The following is a 26,542-nucleotide window of genomic DNA, read 5'->3' on the forward strand; positions in this document are numbered from 1 at the left end:
GGGCATAGCAGCAGAAAATAAGGCATTTATCTTGCAGCAACGTTCTTTGTTACGATCACATCGCTGTCCAGGCCAAGTACGTTTGTAACCACTACTTGTCCCACGGAAACCGGTGCGGTTAAACGTGTTTTTTTGATAACTTCCATTACATCGAAAATTCTTTCTTTAGGAATAGGCTTGGAAAGCCGCACACTTACCAAAGGCAATTCGCCGCCTTCCAATAGGATCGAGGAGGCAATATTGCGGTGAGGATTGGTCAGTTCCTGGTTTACATATTCACGTCCCCGTTTGCAGGCAGCGCCTTCTATGGAAAGAATTTTTCCGTCTCTAATTTCCGCTGTAATCTCACATCCTGTCGGACAAATGATACAAGTATATTCCTTTAGCATTTTACGCGCACCTCCAAGTCCTTATCGGATTGCAGCAGTTTATGGCTGATTGGTATATTAATCATCTCTGCCGGAATTACTTTTTTAAAGGCAACGGATTTTATTATTGAACCTTCTTGTACCACCTCAATTTGGCAGTCTCGGAAAGGCTTTCTTACGCGCATGGAAAGATTAAAATCTTTTGTACCGCTTACCTGCTGTGGAATTGTGTAGCCGATTTCCGGGCTGGTAGAAATTTTGATGCCGCACGGTGACAGGCTATGATCCTGCACATATTCGGTAACTGCTTCCGCAAGACGCTCTGCTTCAAGGGAAACAAAATCTACAAGATCGTGCACATGCAGTACATTTCCGGCAGCAAATACGCCGTCAACACATGTCTGGTAATTTTCATCAACAATGGCACCTTTTGTACGCCCGTCTAACTTGACTCCAGCCGAAAGTGAGAGCTCGTTTTCGGGGATAAGTCCTACTGAAAGAATCAGGGTGTCACAGGCATACTCTTTTTCAGTGCCGGGTATAGGCTTGAGATGCTCATCTACTGCAGATACAGTAACACCTGTCAGCCTGGAGCCGCCGTGGATATTTGTAACAGTGTGGCTGAGGTAGAGTGGAATGTCATAGTCCTTTAGACATTGCTCGATATTACGTGGCAGACCGCTTGGATAGGGGAGAATTTCAAATACGGCTTTTACCTTTGCTCCCTCCAAGGTCATGCGGCGTGCCATAATCAGCCCGATGTCGCCGGAACCAAGGATAATGACGTTCTTGCCTACCATAGTGTTTTGAAGGTTTATATAGGACTGCGCCACGCCTGCAGTGAATACACCGGTGGGACGTTCGCCAGGAATTGCTAATGCACCACGGGTACGTTCGCGGCAGCCCATCGTCAAAATGACTGCCTTGGCTTGCCAAGTCATCAGACCTTTTTTAGAAGCTGCTGTGATCTTTTTGTCTTTTGTGACCGACAAAACGGTAGTATCCGTAACATATTCAATGTTTAGTTCTTCTGCCTCGTCGATAAACCGTTGTGCATATTCCGGACCGCTCAGTGTCTCTTTGAAGCGTGTAAGTCCAAAACCGTCGTGGATACACTGGCGCAGGATGCCGCCCAAAGTTTTTTCCCGTTCAATAATGAGAATATCCCGAATGCCTTTTTTATGAAGCGACACAGCTGCGGCAAGTCCCGCAGGTCCGCCGCCAATAATGATTACATCTTTATTTACGATATTCATTCTCTCACCTTCCCTGTAAACATATTGGAGCCGTTGCGCGCATAAAGCACATTCGTGACATCCTTATCAAGCTCTTCCTGGATCATTTGGGCAATGCGCATCTGGCAGTAGCCGCCCTGGCAGCGCCCCATCATTGACCGGGTACGGTATTTGATTCCAACCATGGTGTCAACTCCTAGCGGGTTGTGTATCGCCTGCAGGATTTCGGCTTTGGTAACGGTTTCGCAGCGGCAGATAATTTCGCCGTAATCAGAGTTTTCTGCAATTAAGCGGGCTTTTTCCTCATCGCTCTGTTCAGAAAAGCGGACGATACCTTTGCGATTCGGGTTAAAGGTTTTATTGAGGCTAGGCATTTCGCGTTCTACCAACAGTTTGACCGCACGACGTGCAATCGGAAGTGCAGAGGTCAGTCCCGGCGATTCAATACCGATAAGGTTGACGGTGTTTGGAGCTTCTTCCCGCGCTTCAATGACAAAATCTTTTACAGCACCTTCACCATCCAGCCATTTTGGCTGGATACCGGAGTAGTTACGGATATAATCGGACTTATGAATATGAGGCCATAGATTTGAGGCGTCCTCTGCAAGGTAATCCATATTCTTCTGTGGTACGCCGTAATTGGTAAAGTCTTCTACATAATCGGCATTCGGACCAACAGTTACATTGCCATCGACAGTGGGTGTTACATGGATGCCCATATAGGTAGTGCTAGGAACAGGATAGACGGGCATAGGAAGTAAAGGACCCACCCTTTTGTCCAAAATGAGATAATCTCCTTTGGTGCCGGCGAAACGGTAACCGTGGATGCCTAACATTTCTGAGATTTTGACACTGCCCAGTCCGGCACAATTGACGATCCAGCGGGTATTAAAATTACCCTGTACGGTTTTAACCGTGTAGATACCTTTCCCATCACGGTGGATACCGATTACCTCATGGTCAAAATGGAAATCAACTCCATTCATCTTGGCGTTTTCTGCCAGTGCAATCGTATAATGGAATGGGTCTACGATACCGCTGAGGGGAGAAAACATAGCAAATTTGCCAACTGCGGCGGGTACTAACGCATGCAGCCGTTCTTCATCTATTATTTCAAGACCCACGCTGCCATTAATTTTACCAATTTCAATTGTCTTTAGAAGGCTTTCATAATCTTCCGGAGTATTTCCTACCAGAACCTTACCGGTGCGTTTGAAAGGAATATCCAGTTCTTTGGCAACCTGATCAAACTCTAAACATCCTTCTACACAACATTCTGCTTTGCGGGTACCAATATCGTAGGCAAAACCGCCATGGATTACAGCGGAGTTTCTACCGCTTGTTTCGAAACAGACATCGCGGTTTTTTTCTAAAACGCCGATTTTCAGCTCATATCTTGCCATCTCACGGGCAACCGCGCTACCAACCACGCCCGCACCGACAATCAGCACGTCGTATACTTGTTTCATATGCTTTTCCTCCTTGAAATCATCCAATGATTATATCAAGATTATAACACCAAACTTCAAATGCAACAATAGTTTTATGCTATAAATTAGATATTTTCCCTTAAAAACAGAAAAAATATGAAATGAAATGCAGATAATCATCCTACGAATTTTCTAAAATAAAACCCATATCCCTTGTTGAATTTAGGGTATATGGGTTATCTGTTTTACAGTCAAAGGTCTTTTCCTTCAATAAACCGATTGCGGTTGTAAAGCAAATGAAACAGCATAGCCTGTTGTGCGTCTGCTGCGCGCCCGTCACGCACGGATTCGAAAATTTCCCGATGGGACTTTACCGTTTGGTCAAATTCCTGCTCCACTACCATAGCGGCAAATACGGTGATACCTTCGCAGATGACGGGAATCAGGTTAGACATTACCATATTTTTACTGCAGGCGGCAAGCTGAGTATGAAAGTCCACATCTTTTTGTGTAAAATCCTGGCGTTTATGAATGAGTGCTTCCACTTCATCGCATAGATCGCCCAAGATCGCAATATCCTCCGGTGTTGCATTTTGTGCCGCCAGTGCCGCAATCTGCGGTTCAACGATGTATCGAATCTGCAGCAGATCCTCCGCCAGCTTCTGGCGATCCTCCATAAGAGAAAATCCAAGTGGGTCGTCTGCAACCCCTTTTTTCTCTGAAATAAAGGTACCCGCGCCTTGACGGATATATAGAATGTTTCGTGAAGCAAGTGCACGCAGGGCCTCACGTACGGTATTCCGGCTTACGCCGAGCTGCGCCGAAAGTTCATATTCATTTGGCAGCTTTTCTCCTGCACGATATCCACGCTCTCGAATTAGGCGCATTAATTCGTCTGCCGCTCTATCACCAAGTGTTCTGTTTTCCATCTGTAACATTGACTCCTTTCAGTTATTCATTTCTATCGTCATATCCGGATTTTGATAAAAGATCTATGTACCAGCTGTCAGCAGCTTTGCTGCAACAAGGGGAATTTTTAATTCAATTGTATAATATAACACTTTTTTTTTCAATCGGCAAGCCGGAACGGGCTTTGTCTGCTGCAATTGACAGGATAGAAACTATGAAATAAAATGATGTTGAGAGGTGGGGAATATACCTAGACATGAAAGGGAAAAGGAAAATTTTAGCCTGTTGTTTAGTGGGATAATGATAGGTTTCTGTTTTTCTGTATTTATGATAACTATTTGTGTTATAGGGTGGATGGCAACAGCTGTTATGACAAACTTAATTAAATTATGGGACAGAGAGGAACGATGAATGAAAAAAACAGCATATCTTTTCGTTATTATGGCAGCAGTATTATGGGGAACCATTGGAATTTTTGCAAAAAAGTTAAGTGCCTTTGGATTTGATACCCTTCAAATTGTATCCATCAGAGCTATTATTGCTTCAATTGCTATAAGTATATTTTTATTGTTTAAAAATAAAGAACTTTTTAAAATTGACTTTCGTGATTCTCTATACTTTGTCGGCACTGGAATATTCAGTTTTGTGTTTTTTAATTGGTGTTATTTTATTGCCATAAATAAAACTTCCTTGTCTGTTGCTGCGATTCTTTTATATACGGCTCCTACGATGGTAATGATTTTTTCGGCAATATTATTCAAGGAAAAGATGACAAAGAGAAAACTGGTTTCTTTATTTTTAACTTTTATTGGGTGTATTCTTGTCACAGCTTTTGCCGGAAATGCAGGCCAAAATATTTCATTAACCGGTATTTTAGCAGGATTGGGTGCGGGGCTAGGATATGCACTTTACAGCATTTTCGGAAGATATGCGTTGAAAAAATATGATTCCATAACGGTTACTTTATATACTTTTGTATTTGCAAGTATTGGACTCATTGCGATAAGTAACATAAGGGGCATGATTAGCTTATTTTCAAATACAGCTGCCCTGTATTATGCCATCTCATTGGGCTTATTTGCTACCGTATTGCCTTTTTTATTATATACAAAAGGCTTATCCTATCTTGAAACAAGCAAGGCTTCGATTATTGCTACATTGGAACCCATTGTTGCAACGGTGATCGGTATAACCGTATTCAGCGAACCTATTACGATATTTAAAATAAGTGGAATACTGATCGTTATATTTGCTTTATTTATCCTAAGAGAGCAAAGTGAGCAGCTTGTAGAAGAGCAGGAAAAATAAAGAGACAATGATAAGGTATACGATAAAATATTGATCTGTTTGTTTTGAAGAAGACAATACCCATATAAAATATTATTTTAATCCAGTCAAGATTTTTCTAAAGGCTGGATTTTCTAGACTTTACAATAATAAATATATGAATTACTGCCCTGTTTGCCTCAAAAATTTTTTTATTTTATTTTTTATTAAAGGTTCACTAAAGGTAGAGTGTTTATGATAGTAAATGTAAGACAGCTGCTTACAAAAAAAATTTGGAGGTATTGTGAACATGAAGAACAAAATTTTATCAACGATGAACACTACAAAAAAGAAAGCGGGTGCTGCACTTCTTTGCGGAGCCCTTGTGGCTACAATCGGTGCCGGAACAGCTTTTGCAGCAAATCCCGAAACTTCCATCCTAAGTAAAATTGAAAATGGTGTTAGAGCCTATTCTACAGATGGCGGTCAGACATGGAGTGAGAATGTACCCGCGGATATGCCGGTGTTCAATGGCAGAGAAGGAACTGTCATGAGAGGCATGGAAACCAATGGGGCAGGTTATATGGTTAAGACCAAAGACGGTGCAGGTTATATGGTGAAGATAGAAAATGGAACCAAGCTCTACTCCACAGACGGAGGAGAAACATGGAGTGAGGATGTTCCGGAGGGTATGTCGGAATTCAATGGCAAAGAAGGAAACGTAATGAGAATGAGAGGTATGGGACCTGACGGTGGTGCAGGTTATATGGTGAAGGTAGAGAATGGAACCAAGCTTTACTCCGCAGACGGAGGAGAAACATGGAGTGAGGATGTTCCGGAGGGTATGCCGGAATTCAATGGCAAAGAAGGAAACGTAATGAGAATGAGAGGTATGGGACCTGACGGTGGTGCAGGTTATATGGTGAAGGTAGAGAATGGAATCAAGCTCTATTCCACAGACGGAGGAGAAACGTGGAGCGAGGATGCTCCCGACGGCTGGAACGAGAATGTCCCAGGGGGTATGAACATAAAGAAAAAATAAATATTCTTCCAAAGTTGTAATGGTTGTGAAGTCCATTAAGAAAAAGGTATCCACAATAAAGGAGCTGTTAAAAGCTTCTTTTTTGGGGATACTTTTATGGTATAGCAAAAAGGATGAGGGGGCATGCAGATGAGAGTTTTGATGGTTGAAGATGAAAAGTATATGGCTGAGGCCATCGTTCAGGTCCTAAAGAAAAATAACTATAGCGTTGATTTGGTGGATAATGGAGAAGAGGGACTGGATTTCGGACTTTCCGGTATTTATGATATTATAATTCTCGACATCATGCTTCCTAAGATGAATGGGATAGACATATTGAGGGAACTGCGCAGAAACGGCATTGAAACACCTGTTATTCTGTTAACGGCAAGAGGTGAAACAGAAGACAAGGTGCGGGGTCTTGACAGCGGCGCTGATGATTATCTGGCAAAACCATTTCACACTGACGAACTGTTAGCCCGTTTGCGTGCATTAGGGCGCAGAAAAACGGAATTGATTAATGACGGCATTCTTAAATACGGTGATATCGCGTTGAACCCGCTGGCACTTATGCTTCGCTGCGGAAACAAGGAGATAAAACTGACTTTGAAAGAATCCCAATTATTGGAATTATTAATAAAAAGAAACAGCATGATTATTTCAAAAGAGATCATTATTGAAAAACTATGGGGTTATGATAGCGATGCCGAAGATAACCGTGTAGAAATACATGTATCCCTTTTACGAAAAAAATTAAATAGTTTGGCATCTGACGTTTCCATTCATACGATACGGGGTGCGGGATATATTTTAAAAACGGCAAAGGATGGGGAATAAAATGTTTACAAAGCTGCGCAACAAATTTCTCATTCTTAATATGTCAATTACTTCAATGGTGATGATTACTGCGTTTGCTGTCATTTATTTCATTACCTACAGCAACATACATTCGGAAATTCAAAATAAATTGAAAGCACGGTCCGAAACGCAAATAAGAACAGCAGGAATCAATCTGCTTGATGATATGGAAAAAGGAGTATCCATTGTCCGAAGATTTTCTTTGGAGGATCTTCTTTCTTTTAATGTAGAGGTAGACCCGAATGGCAGGATTTTAAAAATTTATTCTTTCATTGATATGCCTGAGGAAGTATATTATAAAGCTGTAGCGGCTGCTTGGAGCAGTAAAAGAAATAATTCTACAATAACCTTAGAAGGCAAACAATGGCAATATCTTATCACTCAAATGGGCAGGCGCGTTATTCTGAAGAATGGACAACAATACTCCCTTATGGACAACAAGTATCAGATTACATTTTTAGATATTACAGAATCCAATAGAACACTGTTTGAACTGTTAATTACATTACTTTTTGTAGGATTGATTATGCTTTTTGTTATTTTTATCATCAGCCTTTACTTTGCCAACCGGTCGATTAAACCAATCGCCGAAACATGGGAAAAACAGAAGCAATTTATTGCCGATGCTTCCCATGAACTGAAAACACCGCTTTCAATTATAAATGCCAATTACGATGCACTGTTGGCAAACCAGGAAGAAACCATTAAAAGTCAGTTAAAATGGCTTGACTATATAAAAATCGGAACTGATAGAATGACAAAGCTTATAAACGACCTTTTGTCTTTGGCTAAGATAGAGGATGTAAACTTTGAGATGCAAAAAATGCCGTTTAATATCAGCAATGCTGTTCATGATGTGTTATCGTCTATGGAAGCCGTAGCGATTGAAAAAGGCATTCAGCTCTCCCATTCGATAGAGGCGGACATCATTGTTAAAAGCGACTTGGAAAAAGTTAAACAGGTTATCACGATTTTATTCGATAATGCTATAAAATATTCAAATGAAAATGGACAAATTGATATATCCTTAATAAAATCAAAGCGGCAAGTTATATATTCTATAAAAAATAGTGGAAAAGGAATTGCAAAACAAGATTTGCCGAAGGTTTTTGACCGGTTTTATAGAGCAGACCCCTCTAGAACACATGAAAACGGCGGTTATGGTCTAGGGTTATCTATTGCGAAAACAATTATAGATGGGTTGGGCGGCGAGATACATGTTGCCAGTGTAGAAAATGAATACACGACTTTTAGTTTTACGCTTGGCTTGTAATGAACCCGTATCATGATTAGTCGATTATATATAGAATAAAAGAAGCGATCGCAGCTTAACTGCGATCGCTTCTTTTATTCGGTTCATCCTATGAATACTTCAATCCCTTTGAAATACTATGATATTACATGTACTATATGGAGGTGTGACTAAGAAATTTGATTTTACCGGGACGACACGGGGCCGTCCGAGATACCCGATTTTCGTAGGGGCAGGCCTTGTGTCTGCCGGCTATATTTTCAGGAGGACTTTTGAGCCACAGATTCATATTGTATTTATTGCCAAATACCGGAGAAAACCCATTAAAGGTTCGCTAAAGCTTGCTTTGTTATACTTTATGAATGCAGAAGCTTTAAAATCAAAAGACAAAGGAGAGGACATGTATGTATATCGTTGAAAACGCATTTCGGAATATCCTGCGTAACCGAGGCCGTAATATTCTGATTGGAGCAATCATTTTTGTGATCATCATAGCCTCTGTAGTAGCGCTCATGATTAGCAACACGGCAAGCGGCATTATAGATGATTATAAAAGCCGTTTTGGGGCTGAGGTTATTTTGTCGGCCAACATGGACAGGTTGCGGGAAGAAGCTATGAAAAACAGCAATGGCGGCCGCATGAGGATTGCTCCCCCTGTTATCCCCGCCGAGCAGTATGTGGAGTTTGGAAATTCGGAGTACCTCTATGACGCGGTTTATACGGCTTCCACTGCTATAAATTTTGAGGACTTGACGGCAATTGACGCCGAACGCGGAGGCCAAGCCTTGCAGGGAACCATGTATACGGGCGGGGAGGTGTCTGAACCGACCAGCTTCTATTTCAGTTTGCAAGGCAACAAGTTTGAGGATTTCGAGACGGGCTACCGCGACCTCGCCGAGGGGCGTATGCCGGAGAGCCTGAACGAGTGTATCATCAGCAGTGACCTTGCGGAACAGAACAGCATTTCGGTAGGCGACATCCTGTCCGGTACATCCGAAATTACAAAAAAGGGCAGCACATTTGCGGACGCTGAAACGATGGAAACTCAGTATGAGCTGACGGTGGTGGGTATTTACTACGACGTGACCGGCGAATACGCGGAAGGCGGGCGGCAAAATGCCTACACCAACCGCCGCAACGAGCTACTGACAGGATACGACACAGTGGTTGCCCCATTCGTGCCGGATTACAGCGGAATAACGATATCGGCCACCTACTATTTGCAAGCTCCCGAATTCCTTGACGCCTTTGCGGAAGAAGTGTACGCAAAAGGACTTGACCCCATATTCGACGTCAAAACCGATGAAGCCAGCTATAACAAGATTATTGGCCCGGTAGAAGGATTGAAAAGCATATCCGTCACCTTTATGATTATTGTTCTCATCTTTGGCGGAGTTATCATCGCCCTGCTTTCTTCCATTGCCATCCGGGAGCGTAAATATGAAATCGGCGTGCTGCGTGCCATGGGCATGAAAAAGCATAAAGTAGCCTTTGGGTTATGGGCTGAAATTCTGATTATTACATGCTTGTGTCTGGTGATCGGTATTGCAGTTGGTACATTGGCTGCGCAGCCTGTAACCAACTTATTGCTCGACTATCAGATTGAGGCAGCAGAAGCAGCGCCTTCTCAGCCGTCCTATTCTGGAGGCATGATGATGGGGATGGGCGGCAATAATGCATTTTCAGCTGATTCTGATGCACAGCCCCTTGCAAATATAAATATTACCCTCGGTATTAACACCATGCTCCAAATTATAGGTATTGCACTGCTGCTTGCGTCCCTTGCAGGTCTTGTGTCGATCAGTAAAATCACCAAATATGAGCCTATCAAAATACTGATGGAAAGAAACTAAGGAGGTACTGATGATGAGTGTTTTAATATTAAATAACGTATCGTATCGATATGAAGGAACAAAAAAATCTGTTTTGAAAGACGTAAGTGCGGCGTTTGAAAGGGGAAAAGTGTATACCATTATCGGAAAATCCGGCGCGGGAAAATCTACCTTGCTGTCTCTGATCTCCGGACTCGACATCTGTGCAAATGGAGAGATATTGTATGACGGCGCCAGCCTTAAAAACCTCGATCGTGACGATTACAGGGCGAAAAGCATAGGCGTTATTTTTCAAAGTTTTAATTTGCTTACAAACGCGACTGCGGTAGAAAATATAGTTCTATCCATGAATATCAGCGGAAGCAAAGAAAAGGATAAAAAGGCCCGTGCTTATGCACTTTTAGAGCGGGTGGGCATAGACAGGGAGACTGCAGATCGAAAAATATTGAAGCTTTCCGGCGGGGAACAGCAGCGCGTGGGTATCGCCCGTGCATTGTCCCATGATCCGGATGTTATCATTGCCGACGAACCGACAGGGAATTTGGACAGGGATACGGAAGCTGATGTTCTAAAGATTTTAACCTCCCTTGCTCAAGATGAGGGTAAATGCGTCATTATCGTCACTCACTCCAAGAAGGTCACATCCATTGCGGATGAGGTCTGGGGAATCTATGATGGAAACCTGATTTTGATGAAACAGTGAAACCTTAATCGTAGTGTCCATGACTGACAGAAATGGCGACAAGGGCAACTATAAATGAAAGGGATGCCATACAGGAAGGAATGATTAATTTTCATTAACTATCAGAATAGTCATTGACAAGTGGTGACTATTCTGATAGTATTATCTACGACATGACTATTTGAATAGTCATATAAAGAAACGTACATATGCACTGCTAAAAAATAAGGTATATGACTTCAAGGTGAATGATACCACAGGAGGGTGGATAATGTCAGTATTATTCAAGGCAGGAAAAAAATATGACAACAAAACGGCACTATTCTTTCTCGCACCAAGCCTGATCGGTTTTTTGATTTTCTTCTTCATACCTTTTATGGGTGGACTTTATTATTCATTTGTAGACAGTCCGGTCGGTGGCAGGTTCGTTGGACTGGCAAACTATATAGAGCTTATGAGGAATCCCGTTTTTCAAAAAGCAGCATATAATACCCTGATTTTTACAGGGATTTGTGTTCCGCTCAACATGCTGCTTTCCCTTGGTCTTGCCCTTTTGCTAAATAGGAAGATTTACGGAAGGAATATTATGCGCATGGGGTTTATTATACCTCTGGCGGTGCCGGTGGCATCGGTGGTTTTGGTATGGCAGATATTATTTGACATGAATGGTTCCATCAATGCAATTCTATCAACCATAGGATTCTCGCCCATAGACTGGATGAAAACAGAATATGCCAGAATTGTGGTTGTAATCGTCTACCTGTGGAAGAACATTGGATACAATATGGTGCTATTCCTGGCAGGCCTTCAGAATATACCTCCGGAATATTATGAAGCTGCCGATATCGACGGAGCAGGCAATTGGCATAAATTTACCAACATCACGTTGGTTTATCTTACCCCTACTACTTTCTTTGTATTTATAATGTCCATAATAAATTCTTTCAAGGTATTCAGAGAGGTATATTTGATTTCCGGTGCATATCCCCATGACAGTATCTACATGCTGCAGCATTATATGAACAACAAGTTCGCATCCCTAGACTACCAGATGTTAACCGCTGCCGCTTTTATCATGGCTGTTTTCATTTACATTCTTGTACTGTTTTTATTTAAAATTCAAAGAAAAGTCGGCAGTACGATCGGAGGATGATAAAGTTTATGCAGATGAGCCAACATATAAAGAAAAAATTAGGAAGGGCAGTACTTACAGTTATGCTCTTCGCCATGGCTGGAATATTCCTGTTTCCCCTCATCTTCACCATTGCAAATTCCTTTATGAGTGAGCAGGAGATAGAAAACAGCTACAGTATGGTAACCTCAGACAATTCAGAGCAACAAAACAATGCTTTCTACGGCAAATATGCCGGAATAAAACTAATACCGGATAGGGTGACCATCAAACAGTACTATACGGCACTGATTAAAAGGACACAGTTCCTTGTAAAATTTTGGAATTCGGCGATCATCGTTATCCCGATTATATTCGGACAGATTATTGTATCGTCGATGGCAGCATACGCCTTTGCGAAAATAAACTTTATTTTTCGGGATAAGCTGTTCTTCGCATATATCATTATCATGATGATGCCTTTTCAGGTCACACTGGTACCGAATTATATCATGGCCAGCAGGCTTGGACTGGTAGGAAGCTATTCATCCATTATACTGCCCGGCATATTCGGCACCTTTGGCGTTTTTTTAATGAGACAGTTTATGATCTATATTCCGGACGCATATGTAGAATCTGCAAAGGTAGATGGGGCCGGACAACTTAGAATTTTTTTCGGCATTATTCTGCCCATGGCAAAAACAGCACTTGCTGCACTTTCCATTCTGGTTTTTATAGATAACTGGAATATGGTGGAGCAGCCATTAATATTCCTTCAGGATGTGAATATGCACCCGTTGTCTATTTACCTGTCAAGCATTAACAAAGGAGAGATGGGGATCGCTTTTGCAGCATCGACGATCTATATGCTGCCGATGCTGTTGGTTTTCCTTTATGGAGAGAATTATCTGGTGCAGGGTATTCAGCTCTCAGGACTTAAAGGTTGATATCGGTTGTTTCTTAGACATCGGATGAAGAGGATTGAAAATAGAATGGGAGGTAGGACAAAGACGATGAAGGCATTAGATGAGGGTGCAATGATTAGTCGAAACAGGATAACAGGAAAGGCAACGGTAATATTCCTTGCAGTAATGCTTTTTTTAACCTTTTTTTCAAAAACCATAAACAACTTTACATTACCGAAGATAACATATGAAAGGCCTGCCAACGGTGCATTAATCAAAGAAGCCACAGGTACCGGAAATGTACAGGCAAAGGCGGTCCATGACCTGTATGTCCGTACCAGTATGAAAGTGACAGGCGTCATGGTAGAGGTAGGAGACCCGGTAAAGCAGGGACAGGCGCTGTTAACCCTCGACATAACCGATATAGAAAATCAATTGAAAGATGAGCAGGATAAGGTGGCCCAAAGAAAACTGTATCTTGAAAAATTGAAACAAGCGGGTGAAAAGCTGAAAGAAGCCAATTCGCCGGAAAATCTGCTGAGCCTGGACAAAACGGTTCAAACAGCTCAACAGAATTTGGATAAAGCCCAGAGAAATTATGACAGCAGTAAAGTACTTTATGAAGTAGGCGGAATATCTGCAAATGCCTTGGCTGATGCAAAAATGAATCTTGACAGCGCCGAGATGGATTATGAGATTGCGAGGAATAACAGGGATAAAGCAGCAAGAGACAATAGCCGGGAGATTGAAAACAATATAAGGGATATAGAAAGCACAAAACTCGACATAGCTATGGCAGAGAGAAAGATCGCAGAATTAACCAAAGAACTGAACATGAAGACAGTGACAGCTCCCTGTGATGGGATTGTAACGGATTTGTATTATTCAGCAGGCATGACAGCCAATACCGCTCAACCGCTATACAAAATTGCCGACACCGGTGGAGGATTCCAGTTTGTAGCTACGGTTAATATAACTGCAGCCGAATATCTAGAATTAGGCGATCCAGCTGAAATATCCATAAGTGCACTAAATGGCAGGGCAATACAGGGGAAAGTAAATCAAATCAAAGACAATCCGCAGCAGATTGGTGTGAAAAAGGATGTCATCATTGAGATACCTACGGATGGGCTGGTTGGTGGAGAAGTTGGTACAGCCAATATCAAAAAGAATATCGGTTCCTATAATGTGCTGGTATCCAATTCTGCAGTGGGGCAGGACGGCTCCGGATACTTTGTGTATGTACTTAAGGATAGAAAAGGCCCTCTGGGAAATGAATTCTATGTGGAAAAAGTATCTGTCAGCACCGGTGATTCTGATAACTTAAAAACCGCAGTTTTAAGCGGAATAAGTACGAATGATAAGGTGGTTTCAGACAGCGATAAGCCCTTATCCGACGGATCCCGCGTAATGCTGGCCAATTGAGGAGTGGGATAGCATGAATAAAGGAAAAGCAGTATGGATTGTAACGTTTTCAGGAATTTTACTGATGCTTTCATTCCTCATCCTCGGCAACGCACTGGTTGAAGAATGCAACAGGCTGAATGGTGACTATTCCATGCAAAAGGTGCTGGTGTCCGTTAAAAATCAGATAGACCGGCAGGGGAAAAATTCTTTTTCAATGGAGGATATAGAGAGACTTAAAAAAGAGCTTTCAACAGAGGCAATAAGCTATACTGCTCAATCTGGTCTAGTGAATATCTCGGTTTCCAGCGCCGGTACAGCGTTACCGGCCAGATTGACCGGTGTAGATCATACCTATCCGGTTTTCAACAGCCTGATGCTGAAGGATGGGAGCTTTATTACACAAAAACAGGAAGAAGAGGGGGCGATGGTTGCAGTAATTGACGAGGAACTTGCCTGGGAACTATTTAGAACAGTGCACGCAACCGGTAAAACAATCGATATCTTCGATAAGACTTTCCAGATCACAGGAATTGTAAAAAAAGACAATTCACTTATTGGGAAATTAACCGATGATGGTCTGCCAAAGGTATATATACCTGCTGAAGTAATGATGGAAATGGATACTACGGCAGGTGTTACGGCCCTGCAGATAAAGACAGTCGATGCCGGTACATTGGATCAGAATAAAAACAATGTATCCAACGCTTTGAGGCAAATCGGCAAAGATCCTTCAAATTACAATATTATTGATTATAATTTGAAATATGCATTCATGAAACAGTGGCCGCTGCTATTTGTATTCATCCTTGGAGCAGTATCCATGATGATATTGCTGACGTATGCAAAAAAACGTATAAAAACAGCCTATTTTTTAATCAGGAATGGGTGCAAGACAGATTATTTTTCAAATGTGATGAAAGACAACAAGGCAGTAATAGGAATCCATATTCTTGAAATCGTTCTGGCAGCTTTAGGAATCCTGCTGATCTGGAGGGAAATAAGCTTCAGACCTTATATTCCGCCAAGGTATATTCCCGATGAGATCATCAATATCTCCTATTACTTAGACATCATCAAAAATGGGATTCAAGGCAGTATAAGAAATATGGGCTATATCCCAGACCAAGCTGAGTTAATTGTTAATGTCGCCAATATGCTTTTGTATCTACTTTTCTATACTGCCGTTGTTTTGGGATTCCTGCTTTTATACACAGGCTTTCGTGAGATGAAAGCATTAAACATGGATTCAAACAAACTTACACGAACATTTGGCATCTTCTTTGTTCTCTCTCTGGCTATTGTGGCTGCGGCAGCTTATATGATAAAACTGCCCTTCGTGTTGGATTTAAAAGGCATTCTAATCGCGTGGGTTTTTATATTCTTAAATATCTTATCTATTACCAAAGGAAAGGAAAGTGATATTCAAAATGTTTAAAAAAATAATTAGTCTATTATTGGCAGTGATGCTTATGGTGAGTCTTTCAGCCTGCGGCGGCGGTAATAAAAATGCTTCTCAGCAGCAAGAGGCGGGCACTATCGCTTACATAGAAACTGAGATCGGAATCCATTCGGGACTTAAATGGCCCGGGGACAGCCGGGTGAATTCCAAAAACCAGCTTGTGGTTTTCGATAGGGGTTATGGAGCAGATTCAGGATTTGTAACTTTGAATCAGGATGGCATACCGGTTGGAGGGTCAAAGGTGGACTTTGCAGGAAATGTTAAAGCATTTACCCTTGATGAAGCAGACAATATCTATGTGGTGACTGCAGAATCCAATAATTCCCAAAAACTTTCAGTCGTCAATCCTCAAGGAGAAGTCTTAAAGACTGTGGATCTTGGCACTTTTTCAGGTACCGCAAATACTGGATTAGTGGATATGGGTGTTGCGGATATTGCCGTAGATTCTAAAGGAAATATATATATCACAAGTCCTTCTAAGAATATCCAGGTGCTGGATAAGGAAGGACAGCAGATAGCAACCCTCGGTTCTCAAGGGTATGTAAGTATCGATATCGATGCCGAGGATAACCTTATTGCAGTAAATTCCACGATGGGGAAGAGAGTTGTTGAAAAGCTTGATACTTCAACAGGAAAAAGCATCTGGGCCACGGATATAACGGCACAAGGTTCAGGTACAGTGAATATGATGGGGGCAAACAGCGTTAGGTATTCTAAAGCAGATAAAAGTATTTACCATATGACCACCCAGAATATCACGAAATATGATTCCACTGGAAAGCTGATCGGAACCATTATTGACTTTAAATCCTATGGAATTCTGGCCAGTGGGTACAATATTTCCGAGATGGCTATAGATGCTGAAGGCAACATTTATGTTTCCACTACATCAGTACCTGCAGGAGCGGTGAATAGCAAGCCGGCATCTGAAGGAAGCGGTGCAAAAACGCCAGACAGCAATAGCCCGTCAGAGCCGGTGATAAAAGGAGCTCCTGGTGCTGACGCAGCTTCGCCTTCTGAATTTATTAAGTATGAACTGTATAAATACTCAATGCAAAGCGGAGATACAACAGCTCAAAAACAGGAAGTGATCACGGTTTCCGTTCCGGCATCTAACAGGGCCATTGAAGTAGCAGCAAGTAAGTTCCAAAAAGATAACCCGGGATATAGAATAGAGATACAGGAATATCCGAGCCAGGATTATGAAACCTATGTTAAAAATCTGAATACCCAGATATTGTCTGGAAAGGGTCCGGATATCATATCCGTTGCCGGGCTGCCCTATGAAAACTATATTTCAAAGAATATCCTGGCAGATCTAAGCGAAATGATGGCCAAGGACAATCGCTTTGACATAAACAACTACTACACCAATATTCTGGATGCTTTGAAATATAACGACAAGCTCTATGTAATGCCCACAAACTTCACCTTCAATATTTTAATGGCAAATCAGGAGATCCTTGATCAGGAATCGATAACGATAGATGACGGCAAATGGTCATGGAATGACTTTAAATCAGTTGCGGAGAAAGTAAGTAAAGGAAATAGGGCGGCTATGCCTTCTGTCAGCCCGATGGATCTTCTGAGTCTCTTTACCAACGACAGCTACAGTAATTATATTGATGCCGGTTTGAAAAAGGCTGACTTTATTTCACAAGGCTTCACCGACCTGTTGAATACGGTTAAAGCCTTTGGTGAAGGCAACCTTACCGACAGCAATGTCAAAAACGACATGGCTTCTGTACTGGAGGCAGCAGGCAGAGAGGCAATCGTATTTTATCCTCTTAGCATTACGGACTATAACATGTACGGTTTTATGAAATCTGCCTTTAAAGAACAACTAGCCCTTTACAATATGCCTTCATCAGGAGGTAACGGCGGAACCTTTACGTCAAATTCAATGTATGCAATCAATAGGAATTCTAAATACAAGGATCAAAGCTGGGAATTCTTAAAAATCCTATTATCGGATGAAATTCAATCCCAAAGCATGCAGGGAGGAGCTGTGCAGGGTCAGTCTATGAAAGCGCTGGGAGGTTTTTCAATTAACAAGACGGCACAACAGATGAAGGCGCAACAAGCGATAGATGCATCTCAAAGCGGGGCTATGAGAATAATGATGAAAAGTGGGAACAGCAGTATAACCCTAAGCTCTGCACCAATGTCCCAAGCGGATATCGACGGTATTAATAAATTTATAGCAGGTTTGAATACCTACGCCAATGAAGATGCAAATATCAGCAGCATTGTACAGGATGAAACAAGAAACTTTTTCTCCGGAAGTAAATCCGTGGAAGAGACAACAAAGCTAATACAAGATAGGGTAAATACCTATCTGAAAGAGTAGGAATCCTTGAGAGATTGTTGATAAACCCCTCATAAGATCCTCACGGCTTCGTGACAAGGTCACCTTTACTGAATAATACAGTTGAAAAAGGTGACCTCGTCAAAGCCTTTTGCGGTTAGGAAGTTTATGAGGAGTTTATCTGAAAATATGCGGTTTTCAACAGCCTGATGGGCTTAAGTTCCCGGTATGGGTGATTAACAGAAGCAAGATAGGAGCGATGATTGTGGCAGGCGTAAATTTAAAGCATGTGACCAAAAAATATGAGGGCAAAGTTGTTGCTGTGGCGGACTTTAATCTGGATATAGAAGATAAGGAATTCATCATTTTTGTCGGGCCCTCCGGCTGCGGAAAGACCACTACCCTCAGGATGATTGCGGGGCTGGAAGAGATAACGGAAGGAGAAATATACATAGATGGAAGGCTGGTGAATGATGTACAGCCTAAAGACAGAGATATCGCCATGGTTTTTCAAAATTATGCTTTGTACCCTCATATGACAGTTTTTGAAAATATGGCCTACAGCTTGAAGTTAAAGAAAATCCCTAAAAATGAAATAAAAGCAAGCGTGTATGAAGCTGCTAAAATGTTAGAGATCGAGTATCTTCTCGACAGAAAACCGAAGGCGTTATCAGGAGGCCAGCGGCAGAGGGTGGCACTTGGCCGGGCGATGGTACGGCAACCTAAGGTATTTCTCATGGATGAACCGTTGTCAAACCTGGATGCAAAATTAAGGGGCCAGATGAGGACCAAAATCATCAAGCTTCACCAGGATCTGCAAACCACCTTTATCTATGTTACCCATGACCAGATAGAGGCCATGACAATGGGAACGAGGATTGTTGTCATGAAGGACGGGTATATCCAACAGGTGGACACTCCCCAGACCCTTTATGAAAAGCCGGATAATTTGTTTGTGGCCGGATTCATTGGAAGTCCCCAGATGAACTTCAGGGAAGTATCGGTAGATAAATTCGGAGAGGAAGTATACCTAAAATTCGGCAAAAACAGTATAAAGTTACCCTGTGAAAAGGCAAGGAAACTAGAGGCGCTGGGTTATATGGGAAAGGAAGTAGTCGTGGGAATCCGGCCTGAAAACATATTGGACGGGCAGACTTGCCCTGATCCCCATACAGCTTGTGTTGTAGAAGCAGGAGTAGAAGTTGTTGAAATGCTTGGCTCGGAAACGCTGCTGCATGTAAAGATTGAGGGTACTGACTTTGTTGCAAGAGTGAATCCAAAAAAACAGGTGAAGGCTGGAGATGTCATTAAACTGGCTTTGGATGCTGATAAAGTCCATATTTTTGATAAGGAAACAGAAAAGACAATAACAAATTAACTGATTATTTATCATAGCCGGATGCAGAAATAAGTCTGTAATTATTAAGCGGATGTAACGCTGAGTCCAACTGGAAAGGAATGAATCTCTTATGGCAGGTATTTTCGGCTTGTTTGACTACACAAAACCGGGACCGGGCATCCCCAAAAACCCTCCGCCAAAACCCCGTAGCATCGTTTTCTTTGAAATATTCTTCCGAAAATTCTGGCACCTTGTTAAACTAAACCTGTTGTTTCTTGTCTTTAATCTGCCGGCGATTGTTGTAATGTCTTTTATTTCTCATCTTTTTTTACAGCGGGTGATTAACAGTGGACCTATTTCAAATAGTATCTATGAACTGGAATTTTACTTTGCCGCCGGTGCTGTTTTGGTATGTATACCTGTTTTAACGGTAGGCCCTGCACAGGCTGGATTCACTTATGTGCTGAGGAATTTTGCCGGAGAAGAGCACGCTTTTCTTTGGGAAGATTTTAAGGAGCAGGCTTTCAGTAACGCTAGACAGAGCATCTTTGTATGTTTGATCGATCTGTTTGTTACAGTAACCGTTGGACTGGATATTAACTTTTATTTGAAAATAAATGATAAAAATATATTTTCTACTGGGATAACTGCTTTTATTATAATGTCCTTTCTTCTTTATATGATGATGCATATGTATATTTATCCGATGATGATTACATTTAGGCTTTCAGTCAAACAAATCTATAAAAATGCTTTCATATTTTCTATTATTAAATTTTTTCCGAATCTAGGAATATTCTCTCTGTGTTTTATATTGACGAGTTTACCCTTATTGCTATTCCCGACAGGGGGAATTTTGTTATTTTTTCTTATAACAATGAGTATGACGGGTTTGATTACGAACTTTTACGTTTATCCTGTACTTAAAAAATACATGATAGCTAAAATATAAACAGCTGTAGGCAGGTTATGCCTGTTGAGGGGCTATTTATATTCAAGAAGACTTTGGTTTTGATAGAGGGGAGTTTTATGATTAATTTTTTAATAAATGATGAATGCAGGGGAGTGTCTATAAAAAATATGATTCAATATAATATGGATGGTATAGGCCCTCATTCCCCTGCGATGCCCCCTTTGCGTATGGGAATAGTGATTTTCTGGATGAAAAAATTCATTCCGCCGTAATATATTCTAATGGATAACTGCAATAAGGCTTATCAAGTAAAGAAAATAAATGAAAGAGGTGTTTTTTTAATGAATTGCCGCACACACAAAAAAAATATTCTAGGCATCCTTGCAATGATTGTTATATTGCTTCTATTTGTAGGATGCGGACAGCAAAAGGCAGTTGAAAAGGATCAACAGGATAGTATAGAAAATAATGCCGTAAATAACATAGAGACAGAAGAAAGTTCGAGTCCGGCATCTGAAGAAGCCGTGCAAGATGAGAATGCTGCTTCAGCACCGGTAGTAGTTGGACAAAGCCCAAAAACTGCACCGCAGCAAACGGCTCCAGTTCAAAATAACAATAGCAATACAAATACTCCTGTAAAAGCAAATAATGCCGCTGAGGTATCGAAGGACAAACCAAGTAGTAGTACAGAAGAAGGCGATAAAACAGTTATACCGCCTGAGGGAGCAAACACTCGAACCCCTGAACAAATGAGGGAAGGGATGAACAATACCCTCCAGGGTTTGGTAGATAATGGCACCATAACTAAAGAACAGGCGGAAAAAATTGTTGATGCCATCTTTTCTGCAGGGAGACAGGAGGGTTCAGGCATGAGATTTACGCAAAGTCCGTTTGCTGCTTTGGTTGAACAGGGAGTTATTACACAGGAGCAGGCTGATGCTGTTATGAATGCCATGTCAAATTCGAAAAAACAATAGAGTGTAATACCTTTTCAATAGAACTGATCGTTTATTTGAGACAGTACATAACATATGAAGAAGATTAGGCTTATTACATAGGGAATTCAAGCAATTCGTATTTGACTAAAACGGTTTTATAACTTGTAAAACAATCATAATGAGGAGGATGTATATGTTTGGTAAAAAACTTATTTCATTTTTTATGGTTAGTCTTCTAAGTTTAATGGGTTTTATTATGCCTGTTGATGCTTACGATAAAATCAATGTAAAAGTAGATAACATTAGTCTTGTATTTGAAGACCAGGATCCAATAATTATTGACGGCAGAACCTTGGTGCCCATGAGGAAAATATTTGAAACACTAGGGGTGACTATTGATTGGGATGGAACTACAAGTACTGTAACTGCTGTAAAAGAAGATATTAAAATTGTTATCAAAATTGGTGATGATACCGCAAAGGTAAACGGTAAGGACATTATATTAGACGTGCCGGCGCAAATACTAAATGGCCGGACAATGGTGCCTTTGAGATTTGTGAGTGAAGCTATGGGAGCTGAGGTCAGTTGGGAGGGTAGTACAAGAACAGTGGTGATAAGTACAGGACAGGATAGCGGCAAGATGTCTGTACCGCCTGAGGGAGCAAACACTCGAACCCCTGAGCAGCAGAGAGAGGGACTGAAGAATAAAATCCAGAGTTTTGTAGATAATGGCACCATAACCCAGGAACAGGCAGAAAAAATATTTGATGCTTTTAGCGGGCCTTCAGGGATCATGCTTACCCCAAATGCGTTAAATGCTTTGGTGGAACAGGGAGTAATTACACAGGAGCAGGCTGAGGCTGTTATGAAAGCAGTTAAAATAGGCGGCAGGTAACGAACATGAAGACAAATCAATAAATATTAATGACATGGATGATCTTATCAGAAGATAAGTACTTTTGGGAATAGAAACTACATACGGCCATCGTTATAGAGCGTTGAAAAAAGGAACTGAAGAAAGTCTGGTCATAAAATCCAGTCTCTTCTCAGTTTCTTTTTTATAGCGTATAGGAAATGATATACTTAACGATTAAAAATACTCATTGACAGATCATGCCTGTTGCGATAGTATAAATTTGTAATTAACTATTGAAATAGTCACGTAAGGAGAGATGCGTATGAAAATTAAACTATTCGACTCCGAGCTGAAGGTGATGGAAGTACTATGGAGAGAAGGGAATTTGACGGCAGGTCAGCTTGCCCTTATTTTAAAAGAGGAAACCGGTTGGAACAGGAACACCACCTATACGGTTATCAAAAAGTGCATTGACAAAGGGGCCATTGAACGCTTAGAACCGAATTTTATCTGTAAGGCTTTAATTTCTAAGGAAGAAGTTCAGGAGCAGGAAACTACGGAACTCATTAACAAGATGTTTGAAGGTTCGCCTGAAAGGTTCTTTGCAACCTATATTAATGAAAAGAACCTGACGAAAAAACAAATTGACAAACTCAAACAGATTGTTGATAAGCTGAAGTGAGGTGGCTGTAATGAACGTGCTTCAAATGAGTGTTTCAGCCGGCATCCTCATTTTTGTCATTGTTATTATAAGAATGCTGGCCATGAACAAACTGCCTAAAACAACCTTTATTGTGCTTTGGGGAATTGCTTTATTTCGGCTGATCATTCCTTTTTCCATTCCTTCAAAATTTAGTATCTATCATTTAATCAACCGTATGGGTGAACAACTTGTACGAAAAGCCGGAGCTGCAAATAGTAATGAAGCCAGGGTTTTGATTTATCATATGGAAGCGGCATATAAGCCGTTACAGATAGAAGCTATGATGATACTTTGGATTGCGGGAGCAGTTTTTCTTACGGTATTCTTTGCAGGATCCTTTTATAAAAGCTACAGCGAAATTAGAACAGCACTGCCAATGAAAGGAAATGCTTTAATTGAAAATTGGCTGCGTGAACAAAAGGTAAACCGGCCGATAAGTATTTTAGTATCGGATCAAGTCACAACGCCATTAACTTGCGGCATAATAAAGCCCAAGATCATACTGCCAAAGGTCATGGATTGTAGTAATGAAATACAACTAAGATATATTCTCACCCATGAATTGATACATATCAAACGGCTTGATGCCCTGTGGAAACTCCTGCTGGTAACTGCCCTGTGCCTCCATTGGTTTAACCCGATGGTATGGATACTGTATGTGTTCATGAACAGAGATTTGGAGATTGCCTGTGATGAAAAAGTAATCAAAGTATTGGGTGAGGACACAAAATCACAGTATGCTTTGTCTTTAATCCAAATGGCGGAATGCAGGTCAAGGCTGACTCCTTTTTACAGCAGCTTTAGTAAAAATGCTACTGAAGAAAGAATTGTATCCATTATGAAGTTTAAAAAAACCTCCTTGTTTAGTTTGGTGCTAGCCCTTATATTTGTTGTGGGGGCAACCCTTGTATTTGCCGAAGGTACTGTGACCAAAGCCCTCCACATATATGGAGTGATTCAAACAGACAGCGGTAAGTTTAATTTCATCCTTGATGAAAAGGGAATGATTACAGTAAAAGATGAAGGTGGGAATATCGTTAGCACGACTACCATAGACAGTGATGGGAATGCTATTCTGACGGATGGCAGTGGAGAGATTATCAGGACACTGCAACTGAATATACCTAAAGAGTTTCAAGGGAAAGGGGTTAGGGTGTATACCACAGAAATATTAGCTGAAAAAGCAGAACCGGGTGTTAGAATTGGAATAAGCAAAGGTGCCAGGATGGTAAAATACATTACAGAAGTTGTTGGAAAAGGAGTTGTCACTGTAAAGGATGCTGAAGGCATCGCGATTGCTACGGGAACCGCAGATAAGAATGGTAAGGCAATTCTGACGGATGATAATGGAGTAGCTATTGGCAATGCAACGGTCAATGGCGGAAAGGTAATGAAACTGATTGTTAACCTTGATGGTATGAGTAATAAAAATACTGGACTTTTCGAGAATGATTAATAAAGAGATTGCAATAAATAAGCAATATCTGTAAAAAATAGAAATATCGATAAATATATCTAAATATTTATGCTGTATATTATTTGCCTTAGTATGGTTGTGATGTTGGAATAAGTAGAATGGCTGAAGACTTTTTAGAACGGGTGCACAAGCTGGGCTGTGCTTTACTTGCATAAGGAAAACGGAGGGAGAATGATGATAACTATTCATAGAAAAAGAGCTGCCGCGGTTGTGATGATTGTATTTGCAATGGCTATATTATTTACCGGCTGCAATGGTAAAAACACAAGTGAAAATCCTCAAGATATTCGTAATGGAGAAAATCCGCGGGTGGAGATAGAGATGGAAGATGGTGGTAAAATGGTATTGGAACTATATCCTGAATTTGCACCTGAAACCGTAGAAAACTTTATCCGTCTTTCTGGGTCTGGATTTTACGATGGATTAACCTTTCATAGAATTGTTCAAGGCTTTATGATCCAGGGGGGCGACCCGCAAGGCGATGGAACAGGAGGATCTGGAAAGAATATCAAAGGTGAATTTGCTGAAAACGGGTTTTCGCAGAATACTTTGAAACATGTGAAAGGAACAATCTCTATGGCCAGAAGCAATGATCCTGACTCTGCAAGCAGTCAGTTTTTCATCGTACATGAAGATGCAAATTTCCTGGATGGAAAATATGCAGCTTTTGGTAAGCTCATAGAAGGAGAAGATACCCTAGAGGATATAGCAGCTATGCCTGTAAGTCTTAATCCTTATTCTGGAGAAGTATCTGTTCCAAAGGAGGATGTAGTGATTAAAAAAGTAACTGTTTTAGGTGATAATAAAAAATAAGACCTATGTGGTAAAAATATACCATGACATAGGGTGTGATTCAGTAAAATTTATAACAGTGTAGTTAAATACGATAAAGCTGCCGGGAAGATTCTTCCTAACAGCTTTTATTGTATACAATAAAAAGCCTAAGGTTGTGAATCTTAGGCTTTTTATATTCAGTAGAATAGGATGGGGATATTTCAGGCTTATTATGGAAAACTATTTGTAAATATCAAATAAAATAGGAGATAGAGATGAATAATACACAAAGAACTTTATTTGCAATTTATATTCCTATTACGCTTCTAATAGTCATTTTTGATAATATTTACTCTAATGAGGCCATGGTTCAGCATCTAAAATATACCATTATGATTACCCTTTGTTTTTCTGTCACTGTCGTGCGAAAAAAATTCTGGGAACAAAAGCTTATGGCGCTGTCCTTTCTTTTCATGGTAATTGCCGACTTCTTTCTGGTTTTTTCCACCACTGTAAATGGGATCAAGGCAGATTTTTCACTTTTTGGAATAGCAGGTTTTCTTTTTGCATACCTCAGCCTGATTGCTGCTTATCATAAAAATTTCAAGGTAGGTAAGGCGGAAGCCATCACGGTTATACCTGTTGCGAGCATCTTTTTATATGTATTTGTATCGCTTCGACCCTATGTCAAAGGGTTCATGTTTATAGAAACATTAATTTTCGGAGTGGTATTATGCTATATGACTTGGACGGCGGTTTGTACGATTTTTAGAGGCTATTTTAATCCCCGAATAGCTTCGTTAATTGCGCTTTCGGGCAGTCTCATGTTTATCTGTGATATGGGTGTGGCATTTTCTTTATTTCATCCCCTTTATGCTGGTAGCTATATGTGTTGGCCTAAAAGTATCGTCTGGGCTGCATATATTCTAGGGTGGACGATTTTGGCCGTAATTGTCAGTGAGAAGGATTTGAGGATTTCTACAGCGGCCGATAGTTTTCAAAGTACAGTTTATACTGATGAACCGCTGGAAAATAACTAAAGCAGCGTCAGCGGTAACGAAATAAGAGAAATGAAGCAAAGCTGACAGGATTTTGCTATTCCTATCAGCTTTCTATTTGTAGTGAATGATCACAAAAAAATCTATGTCTATGGGTGATGCAGAGGAAACTTTTTAACCTCCCCCTACGGGTGGAAAGATAGATACTGTATCATTGTCAGCTATGGCTGTATCAAGTTTAGCACCTCTTCCGTTAATCATGATAATAGTTGCTTCTTCTTCTGAGATATTCAGACGTTCAATGATATCTTTAGGAGTAGCGCCTTCTGCTAAATCCATCATCATTTCTTTCTCGCGATTATTTCTAAGGGTTGCAAATAGCTTTACTTTTATCTGCACCATCCTCACCTCCCGTCTTCATTATACTGTAAATAGAATGAACTACCAAGGGGTGCATGCTGTAAATTCAGTGGTGATGATTCGTATGAATATGACTCGTTC

General features: G+C 41.0%; 25 protein-coding genes. 20 read left to right on the forward strand and 5 right to left on the reverse strand.

Going from position 1 to position 26,542, the window contains the following annotated elements:
• Positions 1-26: 26 nt before the first annotated feature.
• The 4 genes from Gferi_RS22070 to Gferi_RS22085 form a co-directional block, all read right to left on the reverse strand.
• Positions 27-389 (reverse strand): DUF1667 domain-containing protein, encoded by a 363-nt coding sequence (locus Gferi_RS22070; RefSeq protein WP_069980301.1) that lies wholly within the window; start codon positions 387-389, stop codon positions 27-29.
• Entirely contained in the window at positions 383-1,624 is a 1,242-nt protein-coding gene (locus Gferi_RS22075) for an NAD(P)/FAD-dependent oxidoreductase (RefSeq protein WP_069980302.1), read from the reverse strand. Before Gferi_RS22075 ends, Gferi_RS22070 begins: the two co-directional genes overlap by 7 nt.
• Entirely contained in the window at positions 1,621-3,072 is a 1,452-nt protein-coding gene (locus Gferi_RS22080) for an NAD(P)/FAD-dependent oxidoreductase (RefSeq protein WP_069980303.1), read from the reverse strand. The genes Gferi_RS22075 and Gferi_RS22080 overlap by 4 nt, the downstream gene beginning before the upstream one ends.
• Before the next feature lie 212 nt (positions 3,073-3,284).
• On the reverse strand, positions 3,285-3,920 hold the full coding sequence (locus tag Gferi_RS22085; RefSeq protein WP_236932644.1) for a FadR/GntR family transcriptional regulator: 636 nt from the start codon (positions 3,918-3,920) through the stop codon (positions 3,285-3,287).
• Positions 3,921-4,353: 433 nt separating this feature from the next.
• Here Gferi_RS22085 and Gferi_RS22090 point away from each other — a divergent pair, with 433 nt between their 5' ends.
• From Gferi_RS22090 to Gferi_RS22185, 20 genes are all read left to right on the forward strand, one after another.
• Positions 4,354-5,250, forward strand: coding sequence for a DMT family transporter (locus Gferi_RS22090; protein WP_069980305.1), 897 nt, complete (start codon positions 4,354-4,356; stop codon positions 5,248-5,250).
• A 268-nt stretch (positions 5,251-5,518) separates the two neighbouring features.
• Positions 5,519-6,250, forward strand: coding sequence for a sialidase family protein (locus tag Gferi_RS22095; RefSeq protein WP_069980306.1), 732 nt, complete (start codon positions 5,519-5,521; stop codon positions 6,248-6,250).
• 129 nt (positions 6,251-6,379) lie between these two features.
• Positions 6,380-7,066, forward strand: coding sequence for a response regulator transcription factor (locus Gferi_RS22100; protein WP_069980307.1), 687 nt, complete (start codon positions 6,380-6,382; stop codon positions 7,064-7,066).
• 1 nt (position 7,067) lies between these two features.
• Positions 7,068-8,360 (forward strand): sensor histidine kinase, encoded by a 1,293-nt coding sequence (locus tag Gferi_RS22105; RefSeq protein WP_069980308.1) that lies wholly within the window; start codon positions 7,068-7,070, stop codon positions 8,358-8,360.
• A 145-nt stretch (positions 8,361-8,505) separates the two neighbouring features.
• Complete coding sequence (locus tag Gferi_RS22110; RefSeq protein WP_069980309.1) at positions 8,506-8,757, forward strand: hypothetical protein; 252 nt, start codon at positions 8,506-8,508, stop codon at positions 8,755-8,757.
• Positions 8,744-10,192 (forward strand): ABC transporter permease, encoded by a 1,449-nt coding sequence (locus Gferi_RS22115; RefSeq protein ID WP_069980310.1) that lies wholly within the window; start codon positions 8,744-8,746, stop codon positions 10,190-10,192. The genes Gferi_RS22110 and Gferi_RS22115 overlap by 14 nt, the downstream gene beginning before the upstream one ends.
• Positions 10,193-10,202: 10 nt before the next feature.
• Positions 10,203-10,874, forward strand: coding sequence for an ABC transporter ATP-binding protein (locus tag Gferi_RS22120; protein WP_330389470.1), 672 nt, complete (start codon positions 10,203-10,205; stop codon positions 10,872-10,874).
• A gap of 250 nt (positions 10,875-11,124) precedes the next feature.
• Complete coding sequence (locus Gferi_RS22125) at positions 11,125-12,006, forward strand: carbohydrate ABC transporter permease (RefSeq protein WP_069980312.1); 882 nt, start codon at positions 11,125-11,127, stop codon at positions 12,004-12,006.
• Between the two features lie 8 nt (positions 12,007-12,014).
• The gene (locus Gferi_RS22130) at positions 12,015-12,911 is read left to right on the forward strand and encodes a carbohydrate ABC transporter permease (protein ID WP_083273711.1); all 897 of its coding nucleotides are present in this window, start codon (positions 12,015-12,017) and stop codon (positions 12,909-12,911) included.
• 66 nt (positions 12,912-12,977) lie between these two features.
• The gene (locus tag Gferi_RS22135) at positions 12,978-14,294 is read left to right on the forward strand and encodes an HlyD family secretion protein (protein ID WP_069980314.1); all 1,317 of its coding nucleotides are present in this window, start codon (positions 12,978-12,980) and stop codon (positions 14,292-14,294) included.
• Positions 14,295-14,307: 13 nt separating this feature from the next.
• Positions 14,308-15,711, forward strand: coding sequence for an ABC transporter permease (locus Gferi_RS22140; protein WP_069980315.1), 1,404 nt, complete (start codon positions 14,308-14,310; stop codon positions 15,709-15,711).
• Positions 15,704-18,085, forward strand: a complete 2,382-nt coding sequence (locus tag Gferi_RS22145) for an extracellular solute-binding protein (protein WP_069980316.1) — start codon at positions 15,704-15,706, stop codon at positions 18,083-18,085. Before Gferi_RS22140 ends, Gferi_RS22145 begins: the two co-directional genes overlap by 8 nt.
• 223 nt (positions 18,086-18,308) lie before the next feature.
• Positions 18,309-19,421 carry an ABC transporter ATP-binding protein gene (locus Gferi_RS22150; protein WP_069980317.1) on the forward strand — a complete coding sequence of 371 codons (1,113 nt, stop codon included), beginning with the start codon at positions 18,309-18,311 and terminating at the stop codon, positions 19,419-19,421.
• A gap of 91 nt (positions 19,422-19,512) precedes the next feature.
• Positions 19,513-20,334: a DUF624 domain-containing protein gene (locus Gferi_RS22155; protein ID WP_069980318.1), complete on the forward strand. Its 822-nt coding sequence runs from the start codon at positions 19,513-19,515 to the stop codon at positions 20,332-20,334.
• A gap of 302 nt (positions 20,335-20,636) precedes the next feature.
• Positions 20,637-21,272, forward strand: coding sequence for a hypothetical protein (locus Gferi_RS22160; RefSeq protein WP_069980319.1), 636 nt, complete (start codon positions 20,637-20,639; stop codon positions 21,270-21,272).
• A gap of 154 nt (positions 21,273-21,426) precedes the next feature.
• The gene (locus Gferi_RS22165; protein WP_069980320.1) at positions 21,427-22,128 is read left to right on the forward strand and encodes a copper amine oxidase N-terminal domain-containing protein; all 702 of its coding nucleotides are present in this window, start codon (positions 21,427-21,429) and stop codon (positions 22,126-22,128) included.
• A 283-nt stretch (positions 22,129-22,411) separates the two neighbouring features.
• On the forward strand, positions 22,412-22,771 hold the full coding sequence (locus tag Gferi_RS22170) for a BlaI/MecI/CopY family transcriptional regulator (protein ID WP_069980321.1): 360 nt from the start codon (positions 22,412-22,414) through the stop codon (positions 22,769-22,771).
• Between the two features lie 10 nt (positions 22,772-22,781).
• Positions 22,782-24,248: a M56 family metallopeptidase gene (locus Gferi_RS22175; RefSeq protein ID WP_069980322.1), complete on the forward strand. Its 1,467-nt coding sequence runs from the start codon at positions 22,782-22,784 to the stop codon at positions 24,246-24,248.
• A gap of 192 nt (positions 24,249-24,440) precedes the next feature.
• Positions 24,441-25,082 (forward strand): peptidylprolyl isomerase, encoded by a 642-nt coding sequence (locus Gferi_RS22180; RefSeq protein WP_156782465.1) that lies wholly within the window; start codon positions 24,441-24,443, stop codon positions 25,080-25,082.
• Positions 25,083-25,318: 236 nt separating this feature from the next.
• Positions 25,319-26,083, forward strand: a complete 765-nt coding sequence (locus Gferi_RS22185; RefSeq protein WP_069980324.1) for a hypothetical protein — start codon at positions 25,319-25,321, stop codon at positions 26,081-26,083.
• Between the two features lie 132 nt (positions 26,084-26,215).
• Here Gferi_RS22185 and Gferi_RS22190 read toward each other — a convergent pair whose 3' ends face one another.
• The gene (locus tag Gferi_RS22190; RefSeq protein WP_236932645.1) at positions 26,216-26,443 is read right to left on the reverse strand and encodes a MoaD/ThiS family protein; all 228 of its coding nucleotides are present in this window, start codon (positions 26,441-26,443) and stop codon (positions 26,216-26,218) included.
• Between the last annotated feature and the right edge of the window lie 99 nt (positions 26,444-26,542).

Source organism: Geosporobacter ferrireducens (genome assembly GCF_001750685.1).
Classification (GTDB): Bacteria; Bacillota; Clostridia; order Peptostreptococcales; family Thermotaleaceae; genus Geosporobacter; species Geosporobacter ferrireducens.

Coding starts and splice junctions, on each gene's coding strand:
- Gferi_RS22125 (WP_069980312.1), top strand. CDS start 11,125: ATGTCAGTATTATTCAAGGCAGGAAAAAAATATGACAACAAAACGGCA.
- Gferi_RS22115 (WP_069980310.1), top strand. CDS start 8,744: ATGTATATCGTTGAAAACGCATTTCGGAATATCCTGCGTAACCGAGGC.
- Gferi_RS22085 (WP_236932644.1), bottom strand. CDS start 3,920: ATGCGCCTAATTCGAGAGCGTGGATATCGTGCAGGAGAAAAGCTGCCA.
- Gferi_RS22130 (WP_083273711.1), top strand. CDS start 12,015: ATGCAGATGAGCCAACATATAAAGAAAAAATTAGGAAGGGCAGTACTT.
- Gferi_RS22120 (WP_330389470.1), top strand. CDS start 10,203: ATGATGAGTGTTTTAATATTAAATAACGTATCGTATCGATATGAAGGA.
- Gferi_RS22160 (WP_069980319.1), top strand. CDS start 20,637: ATGAATTGCCGCACACACAAAAAAAATATTCTAGGCATCCTTGCAATG.
- Gferi_RS22105 (WP_069980308.1), top strand. CDS start 7,068: ATGTTTACAAAGCTGCGCAACAAATTTCTCATTCTTAATATGTCAATT.
- Gferi_RS22135 (WP_069980314.1), top strand. CDS start 12,978: ATGAAGGCATTAGATGAGGGTGCAATGATTAGTCGAAACAGGATAACA.
- Gferi_RS22155 (WP_069980318.1), top strand. CDS start 19,513: ATGGCAGGTATTTTCGGCTTGTTTGACTACACAAAACCGGGACCGGGC.
- Gferi_RS22140 (WP_069980315.1), top strand. CDS start 14,308: ATGAATAAAGGAAAAGCAGTATGGATTGTAACGTTTTCAGGAATTTTA.
- Gferi_RS22075 (WP_069980302.1), bottom strand. CDS start 1,624: ATGAATATCGTAAATAAAGATGTAATCATTATTGGCGGCGGACCTGCG.
- Gferi_RS22185 (WP_069980324.1), top strand. CDS start 25,319: ATGAATAATACACAAAGAACTTTATTTGCAATTTATATTCCTATTACG.
- Gferi_RS22095 (WP_069980306.1), top strand. CDS start 5,519: ATGAAGAACAAAATTTTATCAACGATGAACACTACAAAAAAGAAAGCG.
- Gferi_RS22100 (WP_069980307.1), top strand. CDS start 6,380: ATGAGAGTTTTGATGGTTGAAGATGAAAAGTATATGGCTGAGGCCATC.
- Gferi_RS22090 (WP_069980305.1), top strand. CDS start 4,354: ATGAAAAAAACAGCATATCTTTTCGTTATTATGGCAGCAGTATTATGG.
- Gferi_RS22145 (WP_069980316.1), top strand. CDS start 15,704: ATGTTTAAAAAAATAATTAGTCTATTATTGGCAGTGATGCTTATGGTG.
- Gferi_RS22080 (WP_069980303.1), bottom strand. CDS start 3,072: ATGAAACAAGTATACGACGTGCTGATTGTCGGTGCGGGCGTGGTTGGT.
- Gferi_RS22180 (WP_156782465.1), top strand. CDS start 24,441: ATGATGATAACTATTCATAGAAAAAGAGCTGCCGCGGTTGTGATGATT.
- Gferi_RS22165 (WP_069980320.1), top strand. CDS start 21,427: ATGTTTGGTAAAAAACTTATTTCATTTTTTATGGTTAGTCTTCTAAGT.
- Gferi_RS22175 (WP_069980322.1), top strand. CDS start 22,782: ATGAACGTGCTTCAAATGAGTGTTTCAGCCGGCATCCTCATTTTTGTC.
- Gferi_RS22190 (WP_236932645.1), bottom strand. CDS start 26,443: ATGGTGCAGATAAAAGTAAAGCTATTTGCAACCCTTAGAAATAATCGC.
- Gferi_RS22070 (WP_069980301.1), bottom strand. CDS start 389: ATGCTAAAGGAATATACTTGTATCATTTGTCCGACAGGATGTGAGATT.
- Gferi_RS22170 (WP_069980321.1), top strand. CDS start 22,412: ATGAAAATTAAACTATTCGACTCCGAGCTGAAGGTGATGGAAGTACTA.